Genomic DNA, 23,592 nt, shown 5'->3' on the forward strand with positions numbered 1-23,592 from the left:
AGGCATCCTTTCTGAATTTCACTTCACCGTTATTTTCCTGCCTACAGCTCTTCTCCCCGGCTGATCACCTCTGCTGCCAGCAGACGGTAGCTCTCTGCACCGGTCGAACGGCTGTCGTACAGGTTGATCGGCATTCCGTGGCTCGGCGCCTCCGCCAGTCGCACATTTCTCGGTATGATCGTCTTGTAAATCCGCTCATTTAAGTTCTGTTTTACATTCTCTACGACCTGCAGGGAGAGATTCGTTCTCGCATCATACATGGTAAATACCACGCCCTCCAGCTCCAGCGACGGATTCATCTTTTTCCGGACCAGACCGATCGTCCGGAGTACCTGGCTCAATCCTTCCAGCGCATAATATTCGCACTGGATTGGCACCAGCACCGTATCTGCCGCTACCAGCGCATTGATCGTCAAAAGACTCAGCGACGGCGGGCAGTCGATGATAATAAAATCATACTGATCGCGGATTGTCTCCAGATAACCGTTTAACACCGACTCTTTATTTTCCACATCCAGAAGTTCAATCTCAGCTCCTGCCAGATTCGAATCCGAAGGAAGAACATCCAGATTTTCCTGAACATCGCGCATCAGACAGTCCTCCAGTGTGCAATCGCCCAAAAGCAGCTCATAGACTGTATCTTCAATCTGTTCTTTTTCCAATCCCAAACCAGTGGTTGCATTTCCCTGCGGATCAAAATCGATCGTCAGAACCCTCTGTCCCGCCTCTGCCAGGCATGCCGACAGGTTGATCGCCGTTGTCGTTTTACCTACGCCGCCCTTCTGATTTGCAATCGCAATCGTTCGTCCCATACCGTATTCCTTCCATTTCCTCGGTTTTATCTCACATGAAAGACAGGAAAAAGCCTTCCCGCAGGCATCCGCACAGCGATTTCCAGCTTTTTCCCGTTCTTGTCTTGCCTAATAGTATAACACACTTAAAACTCATTTCCTACTTTTTTAGAAAAATTTCATTTAAAATGTTTCACGTGAAACATCGGCCCCACCGTCTCCCCCAGAGCACACCATTTATCTGCCAGACACACAATCCATGCCTCGCGGCACTGAGGCGGCACCGGTATCAGCGGAAACATATGACGTGCGATGATATTTTTTTCCTTCCAATTTAAATGGTAATCTCTCTGTGCATTTCCAAGCGCTGTTTTCGGGTGACGGAAGCCGTGCAGGCGGTGCGAGGAATCCTTCTGATGCCAGTCATACAAAAAATAATCGTGCAGCAGTGCCCCTCTCACAAGTGATTTTGGTTCCAAGCGAATCTGCCACCGTTCCATCATCCAAAGGCTTGTGTAGGCAACATTGAGGCTGTGGCGGTAAATGGATGTCGTACCATGCTGCATCGCCAGCTTCTCCTCGTCTAAGCGCCCTTCCTGCTTCAGTTCGCGTATCGTTTCCGCCAGCAGCCGCTGCCTGCCCGCCGACAACTGAAAAGATTTCTCTGTCTTCCGTTCCATACGATGCTGAAAGCATAACTTATTTTCCTTCTTTATCATATCGCGCATTTCTTTCCTCATCGATTGATTTTTTGATACGTGAACATTATAATGAATTTAATATCGATTTTCAATGAAATTTTGTTTACATAAAATGGCATGTTCATAACTGTTCACAGGTAGAAATTTTCCAAACTGAAAATCCCGAACGCTACAGTTCTGGTTGCAGATTTTTCCGATTTGAAATGCGAAGCATCGGCAAAATCCCGTTACTTGGGCACACATCTGTGAACAGATATTCTGTGAAAAAACGCTGGAAATAGCTGAACTGGAATACAGGAAAATATGATATAATGAGCGCAAGTGAGCCAGAAAGCTGCTTGCAGATTTATGGCGAACGGCGAATGGCGATCACGATAGCTGCGTCAGCAGCGGTAAGCATCGAAGATGCGAATCGTGATATAATGAGCGCAGAAGAAAAGAATGCGGCTGCGAAGCAGACATATTCTTTTCTTGCGCCATTAAGGAACGAACAGCCATGCGAAGCAGGGCGGTAGAGCGCGATAGCGCGGGTTCGTGAGTGGACGGGTGAGAATACGTTCATATGATATATATGAACACTTAGCGATGCATTTTCGATCCTAGTGCGAGTCATACCTAAATACTTAATGAAGCCAAGACAAAGGCGATAGCTGAATTTAGTATTTATGGTATAATAGAATTACTTGATGAGATATTTTCGAGTTTAATTTTTCGATTCAAAAGGAGTTTTCTATATGAACACAAAAAACAAGATCATGACCTGCCTGATGCTGTCCGCCGGCGGCGCAGTTTCACTGGCACTTTTAAATAAATATATTCAATTTTCTGCCACCTCCCGCGGTCTGACCCGGGAAGAGAATTCTCTCTGCTACAAATGGCGGCTGGGAAATATCTACTATACAAAATGCGGTTCCGGCAAACCGCTTCTGTTGATTCACGATCTGCACTTTGCATCGAGCGGCTATGAGTGGGAATCCATCCGCGAACAGCTCAGCCGCTCCTACACCGTCTACACGCTCGACCTTCTCGGCTGCGGACGTTCCGAGAAGCCGAACCTGACCTACACAAATTACCTGTTCGTCCAGCTGATCTGTGATTTTATCAAATCTGAGATCGGACATCGGACCAACATTCTCTCCACCGGTGATTCAGCGGCACTGTCTATCATGGCGTGCAGCAACTCTCCAGAACTGTTTGATCAGATCATGCTCATCAACCCGAGCAGCCTTACCGACTGTTGTCAGCTTCCGGGTAAAAATGCCAAGCTTTATAAGCTTCTTCTGGATCTCCCGCTGGCTGGAACGCTCATTTACCACATTGCGTGCAGCCGCTCTATGATCGAAGAGGCATTCCGCACCAAATATTTTTACAATCCGTATACCGTAAAACCGGTTCAGATCGACCGCAGCCACGAAGCCGCACATCTCGGTGAATGTCCAAAAGCGATCTTCTCCAGTATTGAATGCCGCTATACCAAGTGCAATATTTCCAATGCTCTCAGGAAGATCGACAACAGCATCTTCATCATCGGCGGTTCCGAGGAACCGATGATCGAGGCGACGATTCAGGATTACAAGATTTATAATTCCGCAATCGAGTCCTCTATCATCCCAAAGACCAAACATCTGCCGCAGTTAGAACAGCCGGATGCCGTGATGGATGCGATCCATATGTTTTTTTCTTAAAAAAGGATAATGCGTATGCATACCGCGGAGCGTTTTTTCGTCATAGGACGAAGCTTATTACTGTTCACGCATACGTGCCCAGTAACGGAATTTGCCGCATTTAAATACGGCAAATTCCTGCTGCCACCACGTTTTCTTACGGCACTTTCGGTTCCAAAAGTGCCTACCCAGCAACAGCTACTCTCTCTTTCCCACATCTCCATAAAAATTGCTTTTTCATACTCATGCCATGATGCAGATACCATTTTTCCAGTATCTTTCATATTCACAGCGTCATCCTTCCGTGCGCCTTGTTTGTTGCTTCTTGATAGGAACGGTCCTAATGTTTCATCCAGGTCCCGCCGCACTATCTATATACAAACAAAACCCCCGGAATGCTCCTCTTTATTCTACATTATTCCCACTCGATCTCCTCGGCTTTCGCACAAAAAACTATATTCTGTAACGAAAACTCAAATTTTATAAATTTTCCCTATTATTTCCAGCTCTGCCATCGCCTCTACCCGCTTCTCCAGATTTCCTCTGTCATATGCCTGATACGGCTTCTGGAACACAATCTTCCAGGACAAATATTCAGTCATATATTTTTGTTTAAACCCCGCCTATATGAAAAAGAAAGACTGCATACCCTACGTGTTCCATATACAGTCTTTCTCTATCTACCTTTTGATTGCTTTATTTCAGCGGCTCCCGCGACGGCGTTCCCGCTTTTCTCGGATACTTCTTTCCCGTCCTCTCTGTCTTATGAATCCGGACCAGGTTACGCTCATCCTCATTGGCAAGGTGGAAGGAAATCACATCCTCCAGCTCGCCGCCCAGCTTGCGGATCGCACCTTTTCCCGTCTTCATCTCTTCCTCCAGTTTGCCCGATTTGTACGGCACAAACCAGCCACCCACCTTGACAAACGGCAGGCAGTATTCCGACAGCGTGGACAGATTTGCCACCGCGCGTGAAACGCAGAAATCAAATGTTTCACGTGAACATTATCATGTGCTGCATCCTCCGCCCGTCCGTGAACCGCCTGAATTTTTTCCAGTTCCAATGCCTGAATTACCTCGTTCAGAAAGTTGATCCGCTTATTTAAAGAATCGAGAAGCGTGACCTTTAAATTTGGAAATGCAATCTTTAACGGGATACCCGGAAATCCAGCTCCCGTTCCAACATCGATCAACGTATACTCTTTCTCTGCCAGATCCGGCACCGCTTTCACAAGTGCCAGACTATCCGAAAAATGTTTGGTCACAACTTCCTTCTGTTCCGTGATCGCTGTCAGATTCACCATCGTATTCCAATGAATCAACAGTTCATAGTAATCGTAGAACTGCTTGATCTGGTGTTCATTTAACGTGACACCCATCTCCTGCGCTTCTTTCTGAAGCTGCTCGGTAAAGTCTGCCGGAGGCAGAACCACACCGCTTTCTACTTTATTTTCTTCTGCCATAAATATATCCTTTATGATATGTTCTATTTTTTCTCAGGTTCTTATCTATCTTACATTTTGAGTTGCTGCAATGCGTTTACCTGTTTCCATGCAGTCTCTGAATCCGCTCGTTTCTATATTTACAGTTCTTTCTTCTCTTCCCCATGTCCCGCATGGCGGCTCTGCTCTAAGTGTACCAGCAGCACCGAAATATCCGCCGGTGACACGCCCGCGATTCGGGATGCCTGACCGATATTTGCCGGTTTATAGAGATTTAATTTCTGTACTGCCTCACGGCGCAGGCTTCCGACCGTGGAATAGTCGAAGTTTTCATCCAGCTTCCGGCTCTCCATCTTCTTGAACTGTGCAACCTGCTGCAGCTGGCGGCGGATATAGCCGTCATACTTGATGTTGATGTTGATCTGCTCGATCACATCTTCCGGAAGTTCCGGACGGTTCGGATCCAGCTCTGCCAGTGCTTCATAGCTTAACTCCGGACGGCGTACCAGCTCTGCCAGCGTTGCCGCGGTCTTGAGCGGGGTGCTTCCGTGGCGCTCTAAAAATTCCTGCACTTCTTTTCCAGCGCCAATGTTGATCTTCTCCAGACGCTTTGCCTCTTCCTCGATCATTTTTTCTTTCCAGAGGACACGCTCATACATCGCATCACTGACCAGTCCAATCTCATGCCCGATCGGGGAAAGACGCAGATCCGCGTTGTCCTGACGCAAAAGCAGGCGGTATTCCGCACGCGACGTCATCATCCGGTACGGTTCATGGTTTTCTTTGGTAACAAGATCGTCGATCAAGACACCGATATACGCCTGGGAACGGTCGAGGATGATCGGTTCTTTTCCCAGCACTTCGCGCGCCGCATTGACACCCGCCATAAAGCCCTGTACCGCCGCTTCCTCATAACCGGAGCTTCCGTTAAACTGACCGCCGCTGAACAATCCCCGGATCGCCTTAAATTCCAGCGATGCCTTTAACTGGCGTGCATTGATACAATCGTACTCAATTGCATATGCATTTCGAACAATTTTTACATTTTCGAGTCCCGGCACGGTACGGTACATCGCGTACTGCACATCCTCCGGCAGGGAACTGGACATACCGCCCAGATACATTTCATTCGTATAAATTCCCTCCGGCTCGACAAAAACCTGATGACGGTTCTTATCTGGAAATTTTACCACCTTATCCTCGATCGATGGACAGTAACGCGGACCTGTTCCCTCGATCGCGCCCGAAAAGAGGGGCGATCGATCCAGGTTGTTGCGGATGATCTCATGTGTTTTCTCATTGGTATAGGTCAGCCAGCAGGACACCTGCTCCTTCTGCACCGACTCCGGATCGGTGGAAAAAGAAAATGGCACAACCCTCTCATCGCCGAACTGCTCTTCCATCTTAGAAAAATCGATGCTGCGCTTATCAACACGCGCCGGTGTGCCCGTCTTGAAACGGAACATCTCGATTCCCAGCTTTTTCAGGGAATCTGTCAGATGGTTTGCCGCCTGCAGACCATTCGGTCCGGTCGGATTGCTCACATCACCATAGATACATCTCGCTTTCAGGTACGTTCCCGTTGCCAGCACCACCGCCTTGCAGTAATACGTCGCGCCGGAGTACGTTTTCAGTCCTTTGATCTGACCTTCTTCCACGATCAGCTCTGCCACCTCTCCCTGACGGATCGTCAGGTGATCGGTATTTTCCATGGTACGGCGCATCTGGCGGGTGTATTCCTGCTTGTCCGCCTGCGCGCGGAGCGAATGCACCGCCGGTCCCTTAGACTGGTTGAGCATCTTGGACTGTATAAAGGTTTTATCTATATTTTTTCCCATCTCGCCACCGAGCGCATCCAGCTCGCGCACCAAGTGGCCCTTCGAGCTTCCGCCGACATTCGGGTTGCACGGCATCAGGGCGATGCTGTCCACGCTGACGGTAAACACGATCGTCTCGAGTCCCAGTCTCGCGCTTGCCAGCGCCGCCTCACAGCCGGCGTGTCCCGCCCCGACGACCGCTACATCATAATTTTCTGTTAAACAGGGCATGTTTCCTCTTTCCTCTCTATCTCTGCGTTCTATTCAAGTCGAACGTCCGTGAGACTTGGCGCGTGATTCTGGTCAGCGTAAGCTGACATATTCTTTACAGAATCACTGCGCATCCTCGCGGAGCGTTTATCTCAGTCGGAGACAAGGCTTCCACCGAGACAAATTTGCTATTACTCACCACCTGAAGAGGTGGGAGTCTTCTCGACTGAGATAAACGCTGCGGCTCATGCGCCGTATGTTTCGCAGCCGATTTTACTGCAGCTGCACATTTCAATTCGATCAAACGCCTTATATTCTTTCTTGTTTTCAGATCCACCCTATCATACCACAAGGAAAGAAACCTTGCAAAAAAATTGATCTATTTCCCCATACAAAAATGGCTGAAAATTTCATTTACCAGATCCTCTTCCAGTGATTCCCCAAGGATCGTTCCAAGATGTTCATAGGCATCCATCAGATCAATCGAGAAAAAATCCTCCGGCATCGCATTGTCGATGCTTGTCTCGACCAGACGCAGGCTTTTCAGCGCCTGCTCCATCGCCGTCTTGTGACGGACGTTTGTCAGCATGACCTGATCGTTGAAATTCAGGTTTCCCTGCAAGAACATCGTCTGAATTTTTTCCTCCAATCGATCAATTCCCTGCTGTTCCTTCGCCGATACCGGAATCACTTCCTGCCCGCACGCTTCGCGAAGCGCTTCTTCTGTGAGAACCGGTTCCAGATCTGTCTTATTTAAGAGGACGATCACCTTCCGTCCCCGGATCAAATCGAGGATCTGACGGTCATTTTCATCCAGCTCCCTTGATCCATCGACCACATACAAGATCAAATCTGCCTCATCCGCAATCTTTCTCGCCCGTTCCACGCCAATCTTTTCAACGATATCCTCCGTTTCCCGGATGCCCGCCGTATCGATCAAATTTAAGCTAAGCCCGCGCAGACGGATATTTTCCTCCAGCGTATCGCGTGTCGTACCGGCGATCTCTGTCACAATCGCGCGCTCCTCTCCCAGCAGTACATTCATCAGAGACGATTTTCCTGCATTCGGCTTACCTAAGATCACGGTTTTGATCCCCTCCGTCATGATACGCCCGTTGTCAAACGTCCCGATCGACGTCTCCAGTTCCATCTCAATCGGCTGCAGCGTCTCCCGAAGGCGCTCCGGGTATCCGTCCAGGGAAATATGCTCCGGATCATCAAGTGCGGACTCAATAAAGGCGATCTCATAGATTAGTTTTTCGCGGAGTTCCCGCACTTTCCGCGACATTGAACCGCTCAACTGGCTGACCGAAGACTGCAGCGCATACTCATTTTTCGACTGGATCACATCGATCACGGCTTCCGCCTGCGAAAGATCAATTCTGCCATTTAAAAACGCCCGCTTCGTAAATTCGCCTGGTTCCGCCAGCCGCGCCCCACATTTTACCGCCAGCTCCAGAATCCGCTTCATCACCAGAACGCCTCCGTGACAGTCAATCTCTACCGTGTCCTCCGCCGTATAACTGTGCGGACCGCGCATCAAAAGAAGAAGCACTTCATCGATCCGTTCCTCTCCATCCCGAATATATCCATAATGAATCGTATACGTTTTCTGCTCTGAAAGCCTCTTCCCCGCCACCGCCGGTTCAAACATCCGCTCCGCCACCGCAACAGCGTCCGAACCGCTAATCCGGATAATCCCAATCCCCGAACTCGAAAGCGCCGTCGCGATCGCGGCGATTGTATCTGTATATACCATATATATATAAATCCTTCCTTGCTTTTTATCTTCTTATTCTATACCATATGGAAGCATTTTCCCATCTTTATTTACAAATCTCGTCTAATATTTATTTCTTTTTTCATGTTTTCACGATAAACCTCTCGCGCTCGATCCCCCACAAAAAAGAAGGTCTAGATACCTCCAGACCTTCTTCGTCACACTTATTTACTTCTCATATCTCCCATACCCGTCACTTCTCTCGCGTCTGCCCTCACGCTTCAGCGAAATAATCACATGCCGGAACGGATCCTCGCCCTCGCTGCGGGTGGTGACATACTTGTCATTCTGCAGCGCTGCATGAATGATCCGTCTCTCATACGGGTTCATCGGCTCCAAAGATACGGAACGTTTCGTTCTCTTTACCTTGTAAGCAATGTTCTTTGCCAGTGTCTCAAGCGTCTCTTTCCGTCTCTCGCGGTAATTCTCGGTATCGAGCTTCACGCGGACGTAATTCTCGCTCTTCTTGTTGACAACCAGGCTGACCAGATACTGGAGAGAATCCAGGGTCTGACCTCTCTTACCGATCAAAATACCCATATCCTCGCCGGAGAGGTCAATGTTCATCTCGCACTCTTCCTCATTGAAAGCCGCTGCGATCTTCACATCTAAGTTCATCGCATCAAATACCTGGCTTAAAAAGTCGATCGCACGATCCTCGAGCGTCTCTTTTTTCTTAGCACGGATGATCGCCGGTTTCGCGCCGATCCCCAGAAATCCGGCGCTTCCTTTTTCGACCACTTCGTACTCTAATTTATCACTGGTGGTTTCCAGTTCAATCAGTGCCTTTGTTACTGCCTCATCGACTGTCTTAGCGGTAACCGTAATCATATCCATCCTGCGCCCTCCTTCTATTTTTTCGCGTGCTTATCGTTGTACTTCTGCACCATCTTGGCCTTGGAAGCCAGACTGCCCGGCTTCGGATCGGAATTGTAAAATGCTTCAGACGCCTCCATCTGCTTTTTATTGCGGGAGATCTTGTCCTCTTTCGCCTTGCTTTCCGCATCCTCGCGTGCCTGCAGCGCCTTTAAATTCACGCTTGCCTTCTCGCTGACATTGGCCGGCGGCAGACCTTTTCTCGCTCTCTTCTTGTTCATCTTCTCCACGTTGCGGCGGATCAGATCATCGACATCGATCTTGTTCATATGTGCATTTACGATCAGCTGCTGAACGAGCTGGAATGCACCCTGAACGACCCAGTAGATACCGATCGCGGACGGCAGGGAGAAACAGAAGAATACGGACATCAGCGGCATCGTGATCATCATGCTGTTCATCATGCTCGCGCCCGGCGCGTCCTGATCCACCTGCTGTAAATTGGAAATCAGCTTGGTGGAGAGCCACTGGGTCAGACCTGCAAGGATCGGGATGATCCATGCGATCGTGATGTGGTTAAAACCGGTAAACGGCGGAGTTGCCAGATTGATGCCGAAGAAATAGTTCATCTGCTCAATCTTGCTCGCATTTTCTGCGATCGTCGAAGAGATCTGCGGGAATAAACTTTCCAGCGTATCCCATCCAGCCGGTGTCAACTTATATAACATATCTACGACTTTGTTTGCCACGGTGTAGTCTACCTTGTCCACCGCCATGCCGACACCGCTTGCCAGTTCGGAAATCTTGTTGACGTAATCCGGCTGCTCCATCAGCGGGTTCGCTACGTTGTCAAAAAAGACACGTACTGACGGTACATATGCCGGAATGTTGTAGATAACCCGGTACAAAGCGAAGATAATCGGAAGCTGAATCGCCATCGGCAGACATCCTGCCATCGGATTCGAGCCATATTTCTCATAGACTGCCTGCATCTCGACCTGTTGTTTAGCCATCGATGCCTGATCGGTTTTTCCCTTATACCTATTCTGAACCGCCTTGATTTCAGGGTTCATAAGCGACATAAGTTTTGACGATTCCTGCTGTTTGATCGTCAGAGGAAATAACAGTAACTTTGTGATAATGGTAAACAGGATGATACACAGACCGATATTCATGATCCCCATGCTGCTGGTAATCCGGAATAAAAAGTCCATGATATAACCAAACACGCTGGCGATCGGTCCCATGATCGAACCTGCCTTTGTCGCAACTAAAACGCTAACGTCCAATGAACTACCTCCTCATCCTTTACGGAACTGGATCATAACCGCCTTCTGCAAATGGATTACAGCGAAGAATCCGCTTACATGCCAAAATCATACCTTTTACAGCGCCGTACTTTTTAAGTGCCTGGATGGCGTACTCCGAGCACGTCGGCGTGTACTTGCAGTGAGGTCCTGTCATAGGGGAAATATAGAGCTGATATCCCCGAATCATCTTTATCAAGATCTTCTTAATCAATATTCTCACTTCGATTCTCCAGAATGTTATGCAGTCCGCATAAGTGCAGGTATGCACTCTCAATTTTTTTGAAGTCTGCTTCTTTCGCTGCCGGTCTGGCAACGACTACGATGTCTAATCCGAGTCTGACTCTGTCCTTATTTAACCGATAGCTCTCCCGTACCAACCTTGTCACGTGATGGCGGACCACGCTGTTTCCAACCTTTTTGCTGACGGAGATACCGATCCGAGGCTCCTTCCCGTCATCCACCCGCTTCACGTACATAACCAGAAGCTTATTGGCATAGGATTTCCCTGTCTTGTAAACCTTTTGAAATTCGCTGTTCTTCTTAATTGAATTAAAACGCTTCATTAAAATCACCAATTCCCCTGCACCGAGTGTGCATCGCAGAGCTTTTCTTAATATTCTTAGAACTTTTTCTATGAATATTAAGAAAGGCCACAATCTATAACTCGATTGCGGCCTCGTTCATTAAGCAGATAATTTTGCTCTACCTTTTGCTCTTCTGGCAGCCAGAACTTTTCTTCCACCTGCGCTGCTCATTCTCGCACGGAATCCATGAACTTTTGCTCTCTGTCTTTTCTTCGGCTGAAATGTCATCTTCATGTCTGCATACACCTCCTCATCCATAATATAGTAAGAGAAATCCACGCTTCCTCCGGCTCACGCCGAAATCCGCATTCTTCTCAACATAGTTAGACTATTGTAATTAAACATCTTCTCCATTATATAGAAGAATTCCGCATTCGTCAACCACTATTTTGATCTTTTTAATCCCCATAGAACAAGGAATTTCTGTGGTTTTTCCACCATTTCGATCCTGCGTCCCCACAGATCGATCGTCGATTGCTGTCGCGGCACCTTATTGTATACAGTATACACACCGGGACATTTCCATTTTGTGGATAAAAAAATCCTTATTTTATCAGCATTCCCGCCACCTATTCACAGCTTATCCTCCACTTATCCACATTTTGGGGATAACTTGTGGAAAAGCCGTGGAATACGATCTGGATAAGCTTCTGATTGTTCACACCCATTCACCAAAAAGCCTTATTTTTCGGCGTTTTTTCCACGTGGATAACTGAATTTCACTTATTCACATTGCGGGTTTTTATTGAAAAATGTGGACAAATCATGTAGAATAGAACTTAGATTGGGTTATTTTGCAGTTTTGGCTGCTTTTTACGTTTAGGAGACACAGTATGATAGAGAAAATTAAGGAAAAATGGGATGAAATTCTCCTCCATATTAAAGAAGAACACGAACTGACGGACGTTTCTTTCAAAACATGGCTGCTTCCGACGCAGCCTTATTCCATGAAAGACGGCACCCTTCAGATCTTGGTTCCGGATGTGCAGTTTCTCGGCTATATCAAAAAAAAATACGGACTTTTGATCCAGATTACCATCGAAGAACTAACCGGAATCGAGTGTGAGGTCGATTTTGTCACCATCGAACAGGTCGATGAGCCGCAAAAAGAGACGGACAAAAGCCATCTGATCAACCGCCCGTCCGAGGTCAGCCGCCAGCTCATCCAGGATGCGAACTTAAATCCGCGCTACACATTCGACACCTTCGTCGTCGGCGCGAACAATAACTTAGCGCACGCCGCTTCCCTCGCCGTGGCAGAATCTCCGGGTGAGATCTACAACCCTCTCTTCATTTACGGGGGTGTAGGTCTGGGAAAAACGCATCTTATGCACTCGATCGGACATTTTATCTTAAAAAACAATCCAAAAGCGAAGGTACTCTACGTTACAAGTGAGAAGTTTACGAACGAACTGATCGATGCGATCCGGAACAAAAACAATATTTCCACCACGGAGTTCCGTGAAAAATACAGAAACAACGACGTCCTCCTCATCGATGATATCCAGTTTATTATCGGTAAGGAATCGACACAGGAAGAATTTTTCCATACCTTCAACGCACTCTATGAAGCGAAAAAACAGATCATTATCTCCTCAGATAAGCCGCCGAAAGAGATTGAGACGTTGGAAGAACGGCTTCGTTCCCGTTTCGAATGGGGCTTGACCGTCGATATCCAGTCGCCGGATTATGAAACCCGTATGGCGATCCTCCGCAAAAAAGAGGAACTCGAGGGCTACAATATAGATAATGAAGTGATCAAGTACATCGCCACCAACGTCAAGTCCAACATCCGTGAGCTCGAGGGCGCCCTCACCAAGATCGTCGCCCTTTCCAAGTTAAATAACAAGGAGATCACGACGGAGCTGGCGGAGGAAGCGCTCAAGGATCTCATTTCCCCGAACGCGGAGAAGGAAGTGACCCCGGAGCTGATCATCCAGGTCGTTGCCGATCATTTTGGTATCACTCCGCTTGACATTTCCTCCCAGAAGCGCAACAAGGAGATCGTATTCCCGCGCCAGATCGTGATGTATATCTGCCGTTCGATGCTCGGAACTTCCCTGCAGAATATCGGCAAATATTTAGGCGGTCGGGATCACACAACGATCATCCACGGTCACGACAAGATCGCTGCCGATATGGAGAAAAACGAATCTCTTCGCAATACAGTGGAAATCTTAATGAAAAAGATCAGCCCACAGTAGGTTTCTTCCACAATTTCGCGTGGAAAAGTGGTTGAAAACCTGTGGATAACTTTTCCCACATTTTGCTCCATTTCAGGGCTGTGGATAATTCAAAAGTTATCCAGCCGGTTCCGGACAGTTTTACACAGCCTTTTTAACCATTCAAAAGGAGTCTGAACCCCTGTATTTTCAGGGCTGTCCGGAGAATTCCACATATTCACAGCCCCTACTACGATTGCGACGGAATTTATATATATCTTTTCTTTCCGTTCCACGTTATTTTTAGCAAAGGAGTTATCAACAAACATGAAGCTTTCATTTGAAAAAGATCATTTAATGAACGGCATCAACATTGTTCTGAAGGCCGTTCCTTCCAAAACCACTATGCCGATTCTCGAATGCATCCTGATCGATGCTGTTTCGGATGAGATCAAACTGACCGGCAACGATATGGAGCTGGGAATTGAGACGAAGGTCGAAGGAACGATCCTGGAACGTGGAAAAATCGCTCTTGATGCCAAGCTTTTTTCCGATATTATCCGCAAGCTCTCCGGCGAAAATTCTACGATCACGATCGAATCGGATGAAAAATACAACACGACGATCACCTGTGACAAGGCTATTTTCCAGATTCAGGGCAAGGACGGCGATGAATTTTCCTATATTCCCCACATTGAGCGGGATAAATTCATCACACTTTCCCAGTTTACCTTAAAAGAGATCATCCGCCAGACGATCTTCTCGATCTCGCCGAACGACAGCAACAAGATGATGACCGGTGAGCTGATGGAGGTCACCGGCAATGAACTTAAGCTCGTTTCCCTCGACGGACACCGCATGTCGATCCGCAAAGTTGCATTAAAAGAACAGTACAGTGATATAAAAGTCATCGTTCCTGGCAAGACTTTAGGTGAGATCAGCAAGATCTTAAACGGTGACAACGACTCTGAGGTACAGATTTTCTTCAGCACCAACCACATCATGTTTGAATTTGACGACACGATCGTGTTATCCCGCCTGATTGAGGGCGAGTATTTCCGGATCAATCAGATGCTTTCCTCCGATTATGAGACGAAAGTTACCTTGAACCGCCGTGATTTCATGGATGCGATCGACCGTGCGAGCATTCTCGTCCGTGAAAATGATAAGAAACCTTTGATCTTAAACTTTACCGATGAAGAAATGGAGTTAAAGATGCATTCCGCCTTCGGTACGATGGATGCACGTCTGGCGATTACCAAGTTTGGAAAAGACCTGATGATCGGCTTCAACCCGAAGTTTTTGGGTGATGCGCTGCGAATCATCGATGATGAGGATGTGACTCTGTACATGATGAATCCGAAATCCCCGTGTTTTATCCGGGACGAGGAGGAGACTTACATCTATCTGATCCTGCCGGTCAATTTCAATGCGGCAGCGATCTAACCTGCCATTTTTAGACAAGGCGGGTGCAGGCAGACAGTGACAGAAAGGATCTGAAATAAGATGGAGATAAAACTGAGAGATGAATTTATAAAACTGGGTCAGGCGCTTAAGGCAGCTGGTCTGGTAGAGTCCGGCGTGGATGCTAAATTTGCGATTCAGGACGGGCTTGTGAAGGTCAATGGCGCGGTGGAGATGCAGCGCGGCAAAAAGCTTTACGACGGGGACAAAGTCGAGTATGACGGAGAGACCGTAACAATCACCAAATAAAGGATGGTTTCATGTTTATCGAATCGATCGAACTCAAAAATTACCGCAATTACGGGGAATTACATATGGATTTTGATCCGGGGACGAATGTTCTCTACGGGGACAACGCGCAGGGTAAAACCAATATCCTTGAAGCGGTCTACGTGTGTGCGACGACCAAGTCCCACCGCGGCAGCAAGGACAGGGAGATCATCGAATTCGGAGAGGACGAGTCCCACATCAAGATGCAGCTTCGCAAGGACGATGTGCCGTACCGGATTGACATGCATCTAAAGAAAAATAAGACGAAGGGCGTGGCGGTCAACGGGATTCCGATCCGGCGGGCGAGCGAGCTTTTCGGCATTGTTAACGTGGTGTTTTTTTCGCCGGAAGATCTGAATCTTATTAAGAACGGACCGGCGGATCGGCGCCGTTTTATTGATCTGGAATTATGCCAGTTAAACCGGCTCTACGTCCATTCGCTGGTGCAGTACAACCGGGTGGTGATACAGAGAAATAAGCTCTTAAAGGAGCTGTTTTTCCATCCCGAGTACGAGGAGATGCTGGATATATGGGATATGCAGCTTGCTTCCTACGGGCGGGAGGTAAGCCAGTACCGGCGGAAATTTATCGGTGAATTAAACGAATTGATCTGTCCGATCCATCAGAAATTGTCGGGTGGAAAGGAAGAACTCATCATCCAGTATGAGCCGAACACGGAGGCAGATCAGTTGGAAGCGGCAGTCAAAAAGAGCCGCGAGGCGGACCGGAAGCAGAAGACGACGCTGGTCGGACCACACCGGGATGACTTAAGTTTCTATGTCAACGGAATTGACATCCGGCGCTTCGGTTCACAGGGACAGCAGAGGACGGCGGCATTATCGCTCAAACTGGCGGAGATTGAGCTGGTTAAAAAGATCAAAAAGGAGTATCCGATCCTGCTTCTCGACGATGTTTTGTCGGAGTTAGATGGAAAACGGCAGGATCATCTGCTCGCCAGCATCCGCCACATACAGACGATCATTACCTGTACGGGCTTGGATGATTTTATCAGCCACAGCTTCCAGATAGATAAGACCTTTCGGGTCGTGAGCGGGACGGTCACCTGTGAACGTCCAAACAAGACAACTAGTCAGACATAAAACAGCAAGTGAAGGAGGAACTATGGGTTCAGAATACAGTGCAGATCAAATACAGATATTGGAGGGATTGGAGGCGGTCAGAAAGCGTCCTGGTATGTATATAGGCAGCACATCTGTAAGAGGCCTCCATCACCTGGTGTATGAGATAGTAGACAACTCCGTGGACGAGGCGCTCGCTGGATACTGCAGCCACATTGAGGTGCAGATCAATGCGGACAATTCGATCACGGTACAGGATGACGGTCGTGGCATTCCGGTTGACATCCAGAAAAAGGCGGGTCTTCCGGCGGTTGAGGTTGTATTTACGATCCTGCATGCGGGCGGCAAGTTCGGCGGCGGCGGATACAAGGTATCCGGCGGTCTGCACGGCGTAGGTGCATCGGTTGTAAACGCCCTTTCCGAGTGGCTGGAGGTTGAGATCTGCCGCGATGGAAAGGTATATAAACAGCGCTATGAGCGCGGCAAAACGATGTATCCGCTGAAAGTAGTCGGTGAGTGTGCTCCGGATAAGCACGGCACACGGGTCGTATTCCTGCCGGATAAGGAGATTTTCGAGGAAACGGTCTACGACTATGATACGTTAAAAGTACGCCTGCGTGAGACGGCATTCCTGACGAAAAACTTAAAGATCACCCTGCGGGATGACAGAGAAGTGAAGCATGAGAAGACCTTCCACTATGAGGGCGGTATCAAGGAATTTGTCACCTACTTGAACCGAAGCAATGAGAAGCTCTATGAACCGGTTATCTACTGCGAGGGCATCAAGGACAAGGTATTTGTCGAGGTGGCGATGCAGCATAACGATTCCTACACGGAAAATATCTACACATTCGTCAACAATATCAATACCCCGGAGGGCGGTACGCATCTGGCTGGTTTCAAGAGCGCGCTGACGAAGACTTTTAACGATTATGCGAAGAAAAATAAGCTTCTGAAGGAAAATGAGCCGGCACTCAGCGGTGAGGATATCCGCGAGGGCCTTACAGCGATCATCAGCGTTAAGATCGAGGAGCCGCAGTTTGAGGGACAGACGAAGCAGAAACTCGGCAACAGCGAGGCCCGCGCGGCGGTCGATGCGATCGTGAGCGAGCAGCTGACATATTTCCTGGAGCAGAATCCAACGGTTGCCAAGATCATCTGTGAGAAATCAATTCTTGCCAAGAGAGCCCGCGACGCAGCCCGCAAGGCGCGCGAGATGACGAGACGTAAATCAGCGCTCGACGGCATGGCGCTTCCAGGAAAATTAGCCGACTGTTCCGACAAGAATCCGGAAAACTGCGAGATCTACATCGTAGAGGGAGATTCCGCGGGTGGTTCTGCGAAAGAGGCTAGAAATAAATCCAATCAGGCTATTCTGCCTCTTCGAGGCAAGATCTTAAACGTAGAAAAAGCAAGACTGGATCGAATTTACGGTAATGCGGAGATCCGTGCGATGATCACGGCATTTGGTACCGGTATTCATGAAGATTTTGATATTTCAAAACTTCGTTACAACAAGATCATTATCATGACCGATGCCGATGTGGACGGTGCTCATATCAGTACCCTGCTTCTGACGTTCCTGTATCGTTTTATGCCGGATCTGATCCGGGATGGACATGTATATCTGGCACAGCCGCCGCTTTATAAGATCGAGAAGAATAAGCGTGTTTGGTATGCATACAGCGATGATGAGCTGAATTCGATTCTGACTGAGATTGGCCGTGACAACAACAATAAGATCCAGCGTTATAAAGGTCTGGGCGAGATGGATGCGGAACAGCTTTGGGAGACTACTATGGATCCGGAGCGCCGAATTCTTCTCCGTGTACAGATCGACAGTGAGACTGCTTCGGAGGTTGATCTGACATTTGCTACCCTGATGGGGGATCAGGTTGAGCCGCGCCGTGAGTTTATCGAGGCAAATGCGAAGTACGTAAAGAACCTGGATATTTAATTAAATTTAAGTCACTTAAATCCTTTTGAGGACGAAAGGAGTATAGATGGAACCAAATATATTTGACAAAATTCATGACATTGATCTGAAAAAGACAATGGAAACGTCTTACATCGATTATGCGATGAGCGTTATCGCCGCCCGGGCACTCCCGGACGTGCGCGACGGCTTGAAACCGGTGCAGAGACGAGTGCTTTATTCGATGGTTGAGCTGAATAACGGTCCGGATAAGCCGCACCGTAAATCCGCCCGTATCGTCGGTGATACAATGGGTAAATATCATCCGCACGGCGACAGCTCCATTTACGGTGCATTGGTTAATATGGCTCAGAAATGGGCTACCCGTTACCCGCTTGTAGATGGACATGGAAACTTCGGTTCCATGGACGGCGACGGCGCCGCAGCGATGCGATACACTGAGGCAAGACTGAGCCGTATTTCCATGGAGATGCTGGCGGATATTGGCAAGAATACCGTTGATTTCATGCCGAACTTTGATGAGACTGAGAAAGAACCGACGGTTCTTCCGGCTCGTTTTCCCAATATTCTGGTAAATGGCGGCACCGGTATCGCCGTTGGTATGGCAACGAATATTCCGCCTCACAACCTGCGTGAGGTGATTGCTGCCGTTGTCAAGATCATAGACAACCGGGTGGAGGAAGACCGCCCGACTACTATCGAAGAACTGATGGAGATCGTAAAGGGACCTGATTTCCCGACAGGAGCAACGATTCTTGGAAAAGCGGGCATCGAAGAAGCGTACAGAACCGGACGCGGCAAGATCCGTGTACGGGCTGTATACAATATCGAGGCCATGGCAAATGGCAAGAGCCGTATCATCGTGACAGAGCTTCCTTATGCAGTGAATAAGGCTCGTTTGATCGAAAAGATCGCAGAGCTTGTAAAGGATAAAAAGCTTGATGGAATCACGGATCTGCGTGATGAATCCAACCGTGAGGGACTTCGGATCTGCATTGAACTGCGCCGTGATGTGAATGCCAATGTCATCATGAACCGTCTGCTGAAGCATACACAGCTGCAGGACACCTTTGGTGTGATTATGCTGGCGCTGGTTAATAATGAGCCGCGTATCTTAAATCTGCAGCAGATCCTGGAATATTACCTAAAGCACCAGGAGGATGTGGTAACCAGAAGAACCAAATATGATCTGAACAAGGCAGAAGAGAGAGCCCATATTTTGGAAGGTCTTTTAAAGGCACTGGATCATATCGATGAGGTTATTAAGATCATCCGCGGTTCTGCCAATGTTCAGGCGGCGAAAGCTCAGTTAATGGAGCGTTTTGATCTTTCGGATGCACAGGCACAGGCCATCGTAGATATGCGTCTGCGTGCTCTGACCGGTTTGGAACGCGAGAAACTGGAAAATGAATATAAAGAGCTGGAGGCAAAGATTGCAGAGTTGAAAGCGATTCTGGCAGATGAGAAGAAACTTCTGGGTGTTATCAAGGAGGAGATCTCCCTCATCGCTGATAAATACGGAGATGACCGCCGTACCGCCATCGGATATGATGAATACGATATGTCTGCGGAGGATTTGATCCCGGATGATGATATTGTTGTGACCATGACCAATTTTGGCTATATTAAGAGAATGTCCAGCGATAACTTCAAGAGCCAGAACCGCGGTGGCAAGGGAATCAAGGGGATGCAGACTATTGAGGAAGATTATATCGAAGATCTGCTGATGACCACAACCCATCATTATGTGATGTTCTTTACCAACAAGGGACGCGTATACCGTCTGAAGGGCTACGAGATTCCGGAGGCAGGACGCACTGCCAGAGGTACTGCCATCGTGAATCTGCTTCCGCTGATGCCAGGCGAGAAGATCACATCCATCGTTCCTATGAAGGAGATCGATGATGAGAAATATCTCTTCATGGCAACCCGCAATGGTATGGTTAAGAAGACTCCGATGAAGGAATACAGCAATGTCCGCAAGAACGGTCTTCAGGCGATTGTACTTCGTGATGACGATGAATTGATCGAAGTTAAGGCTACCGATAATACCGAAGATATTTTCCTGATCACAAAGAAAGGTATGTGTATCCGATTCCATGAGACGGATGTCCGCGTGACAGGCCGTGTTTCCATGGGGGTTATCGGCATGAAGTTTGATGAAGGCGATGAAGTCATCGGTATGCAGATGGCCAGCCAGGGAGAATGCCTGCTGGTAGTATCGGAAAATGGTTATGGAAAACGCACTCCGATTGATGAATTTACAGCCCAGAACCGAGGCGGCAAGGGCGTGCGCTGCTATAAGATCATCGACAAAACCGGTGATTTGGTGGGTGCAAAGCTGGTAGATAATGAGCGCAAGATCATGCTGATTACCAATGAAGGCATTATCATCAAGATGGCAGTCAGCGACATCTCGATTATCGGACGCAATACCTCCGGTGTGAAGCTGATGAGTATTGATGCTGAATCCGGCATAGCAGTTGCAAGCATCGCCAAGGTGCGGGAGAGCGACAAGGATGAGGATGAAGAAGACGAACTTCTGGAGGAACAGGACGGAGAAGAAACCGAATCTGAGAATACAGAAGATGTCATGGCTGAACTGTAACGAATAAAAAGTAAAAAAGATCAGATATCCTTGATCTTTGAAAAGAAAATCATAAAAAAGAGAATATCCGGCAATTCATAAACTGGAATTAGCGGGTGTTCTCTTTTTGATCTTTATAAGGCGCAGTATTTTAACAGCGTCACAGCGTCGTTTCTCTCTGAATGAGTCGGCACCTGAATTCCTGGTAGGTAAATTCAGATTCACGGTTTTCGATCATAGCAAGAAGAAGTTTGGCAGCATACTCGCCCATTTGATCGTAGGGAATATCTATGCCGCTGATAGAAGGATAGTCCATTTCATAGAAATTCACCTCGTTCAGGAAGATATGGCGAATTCTCTGAGGGATGGAAAAGCCTGTTTTTAATATTTCACGCTGCAGCAGCAGTCCAATGTCGTAGTTTTGAGAAATGGCAAGATCAAAACTGCGGTTTTCCATGTATTTAGCTAAAAATTGCTGCAAATGAATCAGATCACGATCCTTGATGGGGCAGATCACGTGCTCCAGATGGCAGTTCGGTGCCGTCCGGCGAAGCAGGGATTCAAAAAGCGGATATTTATTATTAACTAAAAGACCGTCATTGCTGATGGAAAAATACCGCACTTCGCGGATTCCCTTTTCCAGACAGAAGGAGGCACATTCCTGCAGGGCATATTCAAATGCATGGGGGAACGGTGTTTTTTTTGAGAAAACCCCGTCCATACAGATAACCACATAGGGAATATGATTTTCATCGGCCGGTTTTGTAAAAGCAGCGTGATCATCGTTGGAAATAAAAATGAGTCCATCGATCACGTTGGAATAATAGCTTTTGACATAATCCGGAGAAGAATCTATATCATCCATTTCATTGAAAATCGTGATGGTATAGTCGATCTGGGACAGGTACTGGCTGATTCCGGTAAAAGCGTTTAAGAAAGCCTGGCGGCTGTAATCCTTTGCACATACAATTCCGATGGACGTGCAGTTTTTGGTCCGCATGCTTTTGGCGGAAGCATTGGGATAGTAGTGAAGTGCTTCAACGGCATCTAAAACCTTGCGTCTGGTTTCCTCACTGATCTTCTGATTCTGGCGATTATTGATCACATAAGATACAGTCGCCTGAGAGACTCCGCAGAGTTTTGCGATGTCTTTTGCAGTAACATTTTTTTTCATAATTTTGTAGACTCCTTATAACACTTTTACAGTTTATTAAATTTCTCTAAAAATGTCTATAGAAATTCACTAAAATACACAATAATTTAATATTACTAAAAAAACAATTGAAATGCCGATCCTTTTGTGATATTCTAACAATACAAAATTTACTTATACGTATAAGTTAGGAATGGAGGAAAAAATGGGAAAAGCAAACGAACAAGCAAAAGATAAGCCTTCGTTATTAAACCGCTGGCTGAACGGAATTGAGAAAGTCGGAAATAAACTTCCGCATCCGATTTCTATTTTTGCAATTTTAGTTCTCTTTGTTATCGTTCTTTCTGCTGTCTGTGAGATGGCTGGAGTTTCGGCAACAGGTGAACTGGTTAACCGTTCTAAGGGAGTCGTAGAGACTCAGACGGTTCAGGCTGTCAGCCTTTTGAATGGTGAGGGGCTTGTGTATATGCTGACACATGCAATCACTAACTTTACAGGATTCGCTCCTTTGGGAGTTGTCCTGGTAGCTATGTTTGGTATCGGACTTCTGGAGGACAGTGGTTTAATCGGAGGCGCATTAAAGTCTGCTGTAGAGGTTACTCCGGCTAAGTTAATTACTCCGATGATCGTATTCTTAGGCGTTATGTCCAACCTGGCCGATGCAGTTGGATACATCGTTCTGATTCCGATCGCAGCACTGATGTTCATGGCATACAATCGTCATCCGGTAGTTGGTATGGCTGCAGCATTTGCAGGTGTATCCGGTGGTTTCTCTGCAAACTTATTAATCGGTACTCTGGATCCGCTTCTTTGCGGTATTACCAACGAGGCTGTAAAGATGGTAGACCCGACTTATGTAGTTGAGCCGACCGGAAACTGGTACTTCATGATGGTGTCTACCTTCCTGATCACAATTTTAGGTACTATCATCACTGAGAAAGTCGTTGCACCGCGTTTTGGTGAGTATCACGGCAATGGGGAAGAGAATGAAACAAGCTCTGAATATAAATTAAACGACCAGGAAAGAAAAGCTCTGAAAGTAGCTGGTTTAACCTTACTGGTTATGATTCTGGTTCTGGTAGCTTTCTGTCTCCCGGCTAACTCTGTTATGAGAGCTGAGGATGGAACACTGTTAGGAAACTCTCCGTTTATGGAGGGCATCATCCCGATTATCACTGTACTTTTCTTCGTACCGTCTGTTGTATATGGTCATATGACTGGTGTATACCACGGAGAGAAGGATGTCTGCAACGCTATGGGACGTGCCATGGGAACCATGAGCTCCTACATCGCTCTGACCTTTGTGGCAGCACAGTTTATTAACTTCTTTGGTTATACCAAATTAGGAACGATCCTTGCATTAAAGGGAGCTGAGTTCTTTAGAAACTCTGGTATTGGAACTATCCCGACCATGATCTTATTCGTTCTTTTTGCAGCATTCATCAACCTGTTCATGGGTTCTGCATCTGCAAAATGGGCTCTGATCGCGCCGGTATTCGTACCGATGTTCATGCTGTTAGGTTACACACCGGAGTTCGCTCAGGTTGCTTACCGTATCGGTGACTCCTGTACAAACGTTATCACTCCGATGATGTCCTATTTCGCAATGATTATCGTATTCATGAAGAAATATGATAAAGAGGCTGGTATCGGAACTCTGGTTTCCACCATGCTTCCGTACAGTATCTGCTTCCTGATTGGATGGAGTATCCTGTTAGTATTATGGATCGTACTTAACCTTCCGTTAGGACCGGGTGTTGGAATGTTTCTTGGCTAATGGGGCTGAATTGTTACGATAATTTAAATAACTAGAATAAGATGTACTC

General features: G+C 47.4%; 21 protein-coding genes and 1 pseudogene. 9 read left to right on the plus strand and 13 right to left on the minus strand.

Annotated elements, in window-relative coordinates:
- Positions 1-41 precede the first annotated feature (41 nt).
- Both DW085_RS14315 and DW085_RS14320 read right to left on the minus strand, forming a co-directional pair.
- On the minus strand, positions 42-812 hold the full coding sequence (locus tag DW085_RS14315; protein WP_107000951.1) for an AAA family ATPase: 771 nt from the start codon (positions 810-812) through the stop codon (positions 42-44).
- A 158-nt stretch (positions 813-970) separates the two neighbouring features.
- A complete protein-coding gene (locus tag DW085_RS14320; RefSeq protein WP_243034041.1) occupies positions 971-1,519 on the minus strand; it encodes an HD domain-containing protein in 549 nt (182 codons plus the stop codon).
- A gap of 284 nt (positions 1,520-1,803) precedes the next feature.
- On the opposite strand from DW085_RS14320, the gene DW085_RS14325 reads away from it, so the two are divergent.
- Positions 1,804-2,007 carry a hypothetical protein gene (locus DW085_RS14325; RefSeq protein WP_118493307.1) on the plus strand — a complete coding sequence of 68 codons (204 nt, stop codon included), beginning with the start codon at positions 1,804-1,806 and terminating at the stop codon, positions 2,005-2,007.
- A 219-nt stretch (positions 2,008-2,226) separates the two neighbouring features.
- Positions 2,227-3,177 (plus strand): alpha/beta hydrolase, encoded by a 951-nt coding sequence (locus DW085_RS14330; protein ID WP_022358786.1) that lies wholly within the window; start codon positions 2,227-2,229, stop codon positions 3,175-3,177.
- On the opposite strand, the gene DW085_RS14335 is transcribed toward DW085_RS14330, so the two are convergent.
- The 10 genes and pseudogenes from DW085_RS14335 to rpmH form a co-directional block, all read right to left on the minus strand.
- On the minus strand, positions 3,174-3,446 hold the full coding sequence (locus tag DW085_RS14335; protein ID WP_147353960.1) for a hypothetical protein: 273 nt from the start codon (positions 3,444-3,446) through the stop codon (positions 3,174-3,176). The two genes, DW085_RS14330 and DW085_RS14335, sit on opposite strands and share 4 nt — an antisense overlap.
- A gap of 183 nt (positions 3,447-3,629) precedes the next feature.
- Positions 3,630-3,758, minus strand: coding sequence for a hypothetical protein (locus DW085_RS20225; RefSeq protein WP_265104104.1), 129 nt, complete (start codon positions 3,756-3,758; stop codon positions 3,630-3,632).
- 94 nt (positions 3,759-3,852) lie between these two features.
- Positions 3,853-4,535 (minus strand): annotated as a pseudogene (gene rsmG, locus DW085_RS14340) (16S rRNA (guanine(527)-N(7))-methyltransferase RsmG).
- A gap of 203 nt (positions 4,536-4,738) precedes the next feature.
- The gene (gene mnmG / locus DW085_RS14345) at positions 4,739-6,646 is read right to left on the minus strand and encodes a tRNA uridine-5-carboxymethylaminomethyl(34) synthesis enzyme MnmG (RefSeq protein WP_118493311.1); all 1,908 of its coding nucleotides are present in this window, start codon (positions 6,644-6,646) and stop codon (positions 4,739-4,741) included.
- 358 nt (positions 6,647-7,004) lie between these two features.
- On the minus strand, positions 7,005-8,384 hold the full coding sequence (mnmE, locus tag DW085_RS14350) for a tRNA uridine-5-carboxymethylaminomethyl(34) synthesis GTPase MnmE (RefSeq protein WP_118493313.1): 1,380 nt from the start codon (positions 8,382-8,384) through the stop codon (positions 7,005-7,007).
- Positions 8,385-8,573: 189 nt separating this feature from the next.
- Entirely contained in the window at positions 8,574-9,242 is a 669-nt protein-coding gene (jag, locus tag DW085_RS14355; RefSeq protein WP_107000956.1) for an RNA-binding cell elongation regulator Jag/EloR, read from the minus strand.
- A 14-nt stretch (positions 9,243-9,256) separates the two neighbouring features.
- Complete coding sequence (locus DW085_RS14360; protein WP_347475108.1) at positions 9,257-10,510, minus strand: YidC/Oxa1 family membrane protein insertase; 1,254 nt, start codon at positions 10,508-10,510, stop codon at positions 9,257-9,259.
- A gap of 19 nt (positions 10,511-10,529) precedes the next feature.
- Positions 10,530-10,742, minus strand: coding sequence for a membrane protein insertion efficiency factor YidD (yidD, locus tag DW085_RS14365; RefSeq protein ID WP_107000957.1), 213 nt, complete (start codon positions 10,740-10,742; stop codon positions 10,530-10,532).
- A complete protein-coding gene (gene rnpA / locus DW085_RS14370) occupies positions 10,735-11,094 on the minus strand; it encodes a ribonuclease P protein component (protein WP_107000958.1) in 360 nt (119 codons plus the stop codon). Before rnpA ends, yidD begins: the two co-directional genes overlap by 8 nt.
- Before the next feature lie 120 nt (positions 11,095-11,214).
- The gene (gene rpmH / locus DW085_RS14375; RefSeq protein WP_087225913.1) at positions 11,215-11,349 is read right to left on the minus strand and encodes a 50S ribosomal protein L34; all 135 of its coding nucleotides are present in this window, start codon (positions 11,347-11,349) and stop codon (positions 11,215-11,217) included.
- A 599-nt stretch (positions 11,350-11,948) separates the two neighbouring features.
- On the opposite strand from rpmH, the gene dnaA reads away from it, so the two are divergent.
- From dnaA to gyrA, 6 genes are all read left to right on the plus strand, one after another.
- Complete coding sequence (gene dnaA / locus DW085_RS14380) at positions 11,949-13,319, plus strand: chromosomal replication initiator protein DnaA (protein WP_022358493.1); 1,371 nt, start codon at positions 11,949-11,951, stop codon at positions 13,317-13,319.
- Between the two features lie 285 nt (positions 13,320-13,604).
- Positions 13,605-14,723, plus strand: coding sequence for a DNA polymerase III subunit beta (gene dnaN, locus DW085_RS14390; protein WP_118493315.1), 1,119 nt, complete (start codon positions 13,605-13,607; stop codon positions 14,721-14,723).
- Positions 14,724-14,783: 60 nt separating this feature from the next.
- Positions 14,784-14,990 (plus strand): RNA-binding S4 domain-containing protein, encoded by a 207-nt coding sequence (locus DW085_RS14395; RefSeq protein ID WP_107000960.1) that lies wholly within the window; start codon positions 14,784-14,786, stop codon positions 14,988-14,990.
- Between the two features lie 11 nt (positions 14,991-15,001).
- Entirely contained in the window at positions 15,002-16,111 is a 1,110-nt protein-coding gene (gene recF / locus DW085_RS14400; RefSeq protein WP_118493317.1) for a DNA replication/repair protein RecF, read from the plus strand.
- A 22-nt stretch (positions 16,112-16,133) separates the two neighbouring features.
- Complete coding sequence (gyrB, locus tag DW085_RS14405; protein WP_118493319.1) at positions 16,134-18,047, plus strand: DNA topoisomerase (ATP-hydrolyzing) subunit B; 1,914 nt, start codon at positions 16,134-16,136, stop codon at positions 18,045-18,047.
- Positions 18,048-18,093: 46 nt separating this feature from the next.
- The gene (gyrA, locus tag DW085_RS14410) at positions 18,094-20,634 is read left to right on the plus strand and encodes a DNA gyrase subunit A (RefSeq protein WP_118493321.1); all 2,541 of its coding nucleotides are present in this window, start codon (positions 18,094-18,096) and stop codon (positions 20,632-20,634) included.
- 139 nt (positions 20,635-20,773) lie between these two features.
- On the opposite strand, the gene DW085_RS14415 is transcribed toward gyrA, so the two are convergent.
- Positions 20,774-21,787 carry a LacI family DNA-binding transcriptional regulator gene (locus DW085_RS14415; RefSeq protein WP_107000964.1) on the minus strand — a complete coding sequence of 338 codons (1,014 nt, stop codon included), beginning with the start codon at positions 21,785-21,787 and terminating at the stop codon, positions 20,774-20,776.
- Positions 21,788-21,971: 184 nt separating this feature from the next.
- Between DW085_RS14415 and DW085_RS14420 the strand changes: the two genes are divergently transcribed.
- Complete coding sequence (locus tag DW085_RS14420) at positions 21,972-23,543, plus strand: AbgT family transporter (protein ID WP_107000965.1); 1,572 nt, start codon at positions 21,972-21,974, stop codon at positions 23,541-23,543.
- Positions 23,544-23,592: the final 49 nt, after the last annotated feature.

This window comes from Clostridium sp. AF50-3, from assembly GCF_003477445.1.
Classification (GTDB): domain Bacteria; phylum Bacillota; class Clostridia; order Lachnospirales; family Lachnospiraceae; genus Otoolea; species Otoolea fessa.

What these genes read in the sequence shown, in the direction of transcription:
- DW085_RS14315 (WP_107000951.1), bottom strand. Translation starts at nt 812, where the DNA reads ATGGGACGAACGATTGCGATTGCAAATCAGAAGGGCGGCGTAGGTAAA.
- DW085_RS14320 (WP_243034041.1), bottom strand. Translation starts at nt 1,519, where the DNA reads ATGCGCGATATGATAAAGAAGGAAAATAAGTTATGCTTTCAGCATCGT.
- DW085_RS14325 (WP_118493307.1), top strand. Translation starts at nt 1,804, where the DNA reads ATGAGCGCAAGTGAGCCAGAAAGCTGCTTGCAGATTTATGGCGAACGG.
- DW085_RS14330 (WP_022358786.1), top strand. Translation starts at nt 2,227, where the DNA reads ATGAACACAAAAAACAAGATCATGACCTGCCTGATGCTGTCCGCCGGC.
- DW085_RS20225 (WP_265104104.1), bottom strand. Translation starts at nt 3,758, where the DNA reads ATGACTGAATATTTGTCCTGGAAGATTGTGTTCCAGAAGCCGTATCAG.
- mnmG (WP_118493311.1), bottom strand. Translation starts at nt 6,646, where the DNA reads ATGCCCTGTTTAACAGAAAATTATGATGTAGCGGTCGTCGGGGCGGGA.
- mnmE (WP_118493313.1), bottom strand. Translation starts at nt 8,384, where the DNA reads ATGGTATATACAGATACAATCGCCGCGATCGCGACGGCGCTTTCGAGT.
- jag (WP_107000956.1), bottom strand. Translation starts at nt 9,242, where the DNA reads ATGGATATGATTACGGTTACCGCTAAGACAGTCGATGAGGCAGTAACA.
- rnpA (WP_107000958.1), bottom strand. Translation starts at nt 11,094, where the DNA reads ATGAAGCGTTTTAATTCAATTAAGAAGAACAGCGAATTTCAAAAGGTT.
- rpmH (WP_087225913.1), bottom strand. Translation starts at nt 11,349, where the DNA reads ATGAAGATGACATTTCAGCCGAAGAAAAGACAGAGAGCAAAAGTTCAT.
- dnaA (WP_022358493.1), top strand. Translation starts at nt 11,949, where the DNA reads ATGATAGAGAAAATTAAGGAAAAATGGGATGAAATTCTCCTCCATATT.
- dnaN (WP_118493315.1), top strand. Translation starts at nt 13,605, where the DNA reads ATGAAGCTTTCATTTGAAAAAGATCATTTAATGAACGGCATCAACATT.
- DW085_RS14395 (WP_107000960.1), top strand. Translation starts at nt 14,784, where the DNA reads ATGGAGATAAAACTGAGAGATGAATTTATAAAACTGGGTCAGGCGCTT.
- recF (WP_118493317.1), top strand. Translation starts at nt 15,002, where the DNA reads ATGTTTATCGAATCGATCGAACTCAAAAATTACCGCAATTACGGGGAA.
- gyrB (WP_118493319.1), top strand. Translation starts at nt 16,134, where the DNA reads ATGGGTTCAGAATACAGTGCAGATCAAATACAGATATTGGAGGGATTG.
- gyrA (WP_118493321.1), top strand. Translation starts at nt 18,094, where the DNA reads ATGGAACCAAATATATTTGACAAAATTCATGACATTGATCTGAAAAAG.
- DW085_RS14415 (WP_107000964.1), bottom strand. Translation starts at nt 21,787, where the DNA reads ATGAAAAAAAATGTTACTGCAAAAGACATCGCAAAACTCTGCGGAGTC.
- DW085_RS14420 (WP_107000965.1), top strand. Translation starts at nt 21,972, where the DNA reads ATGGGAAAAGCAAACGAACAAGCAAAAGATAAGCCTTCGTTATTAAAC.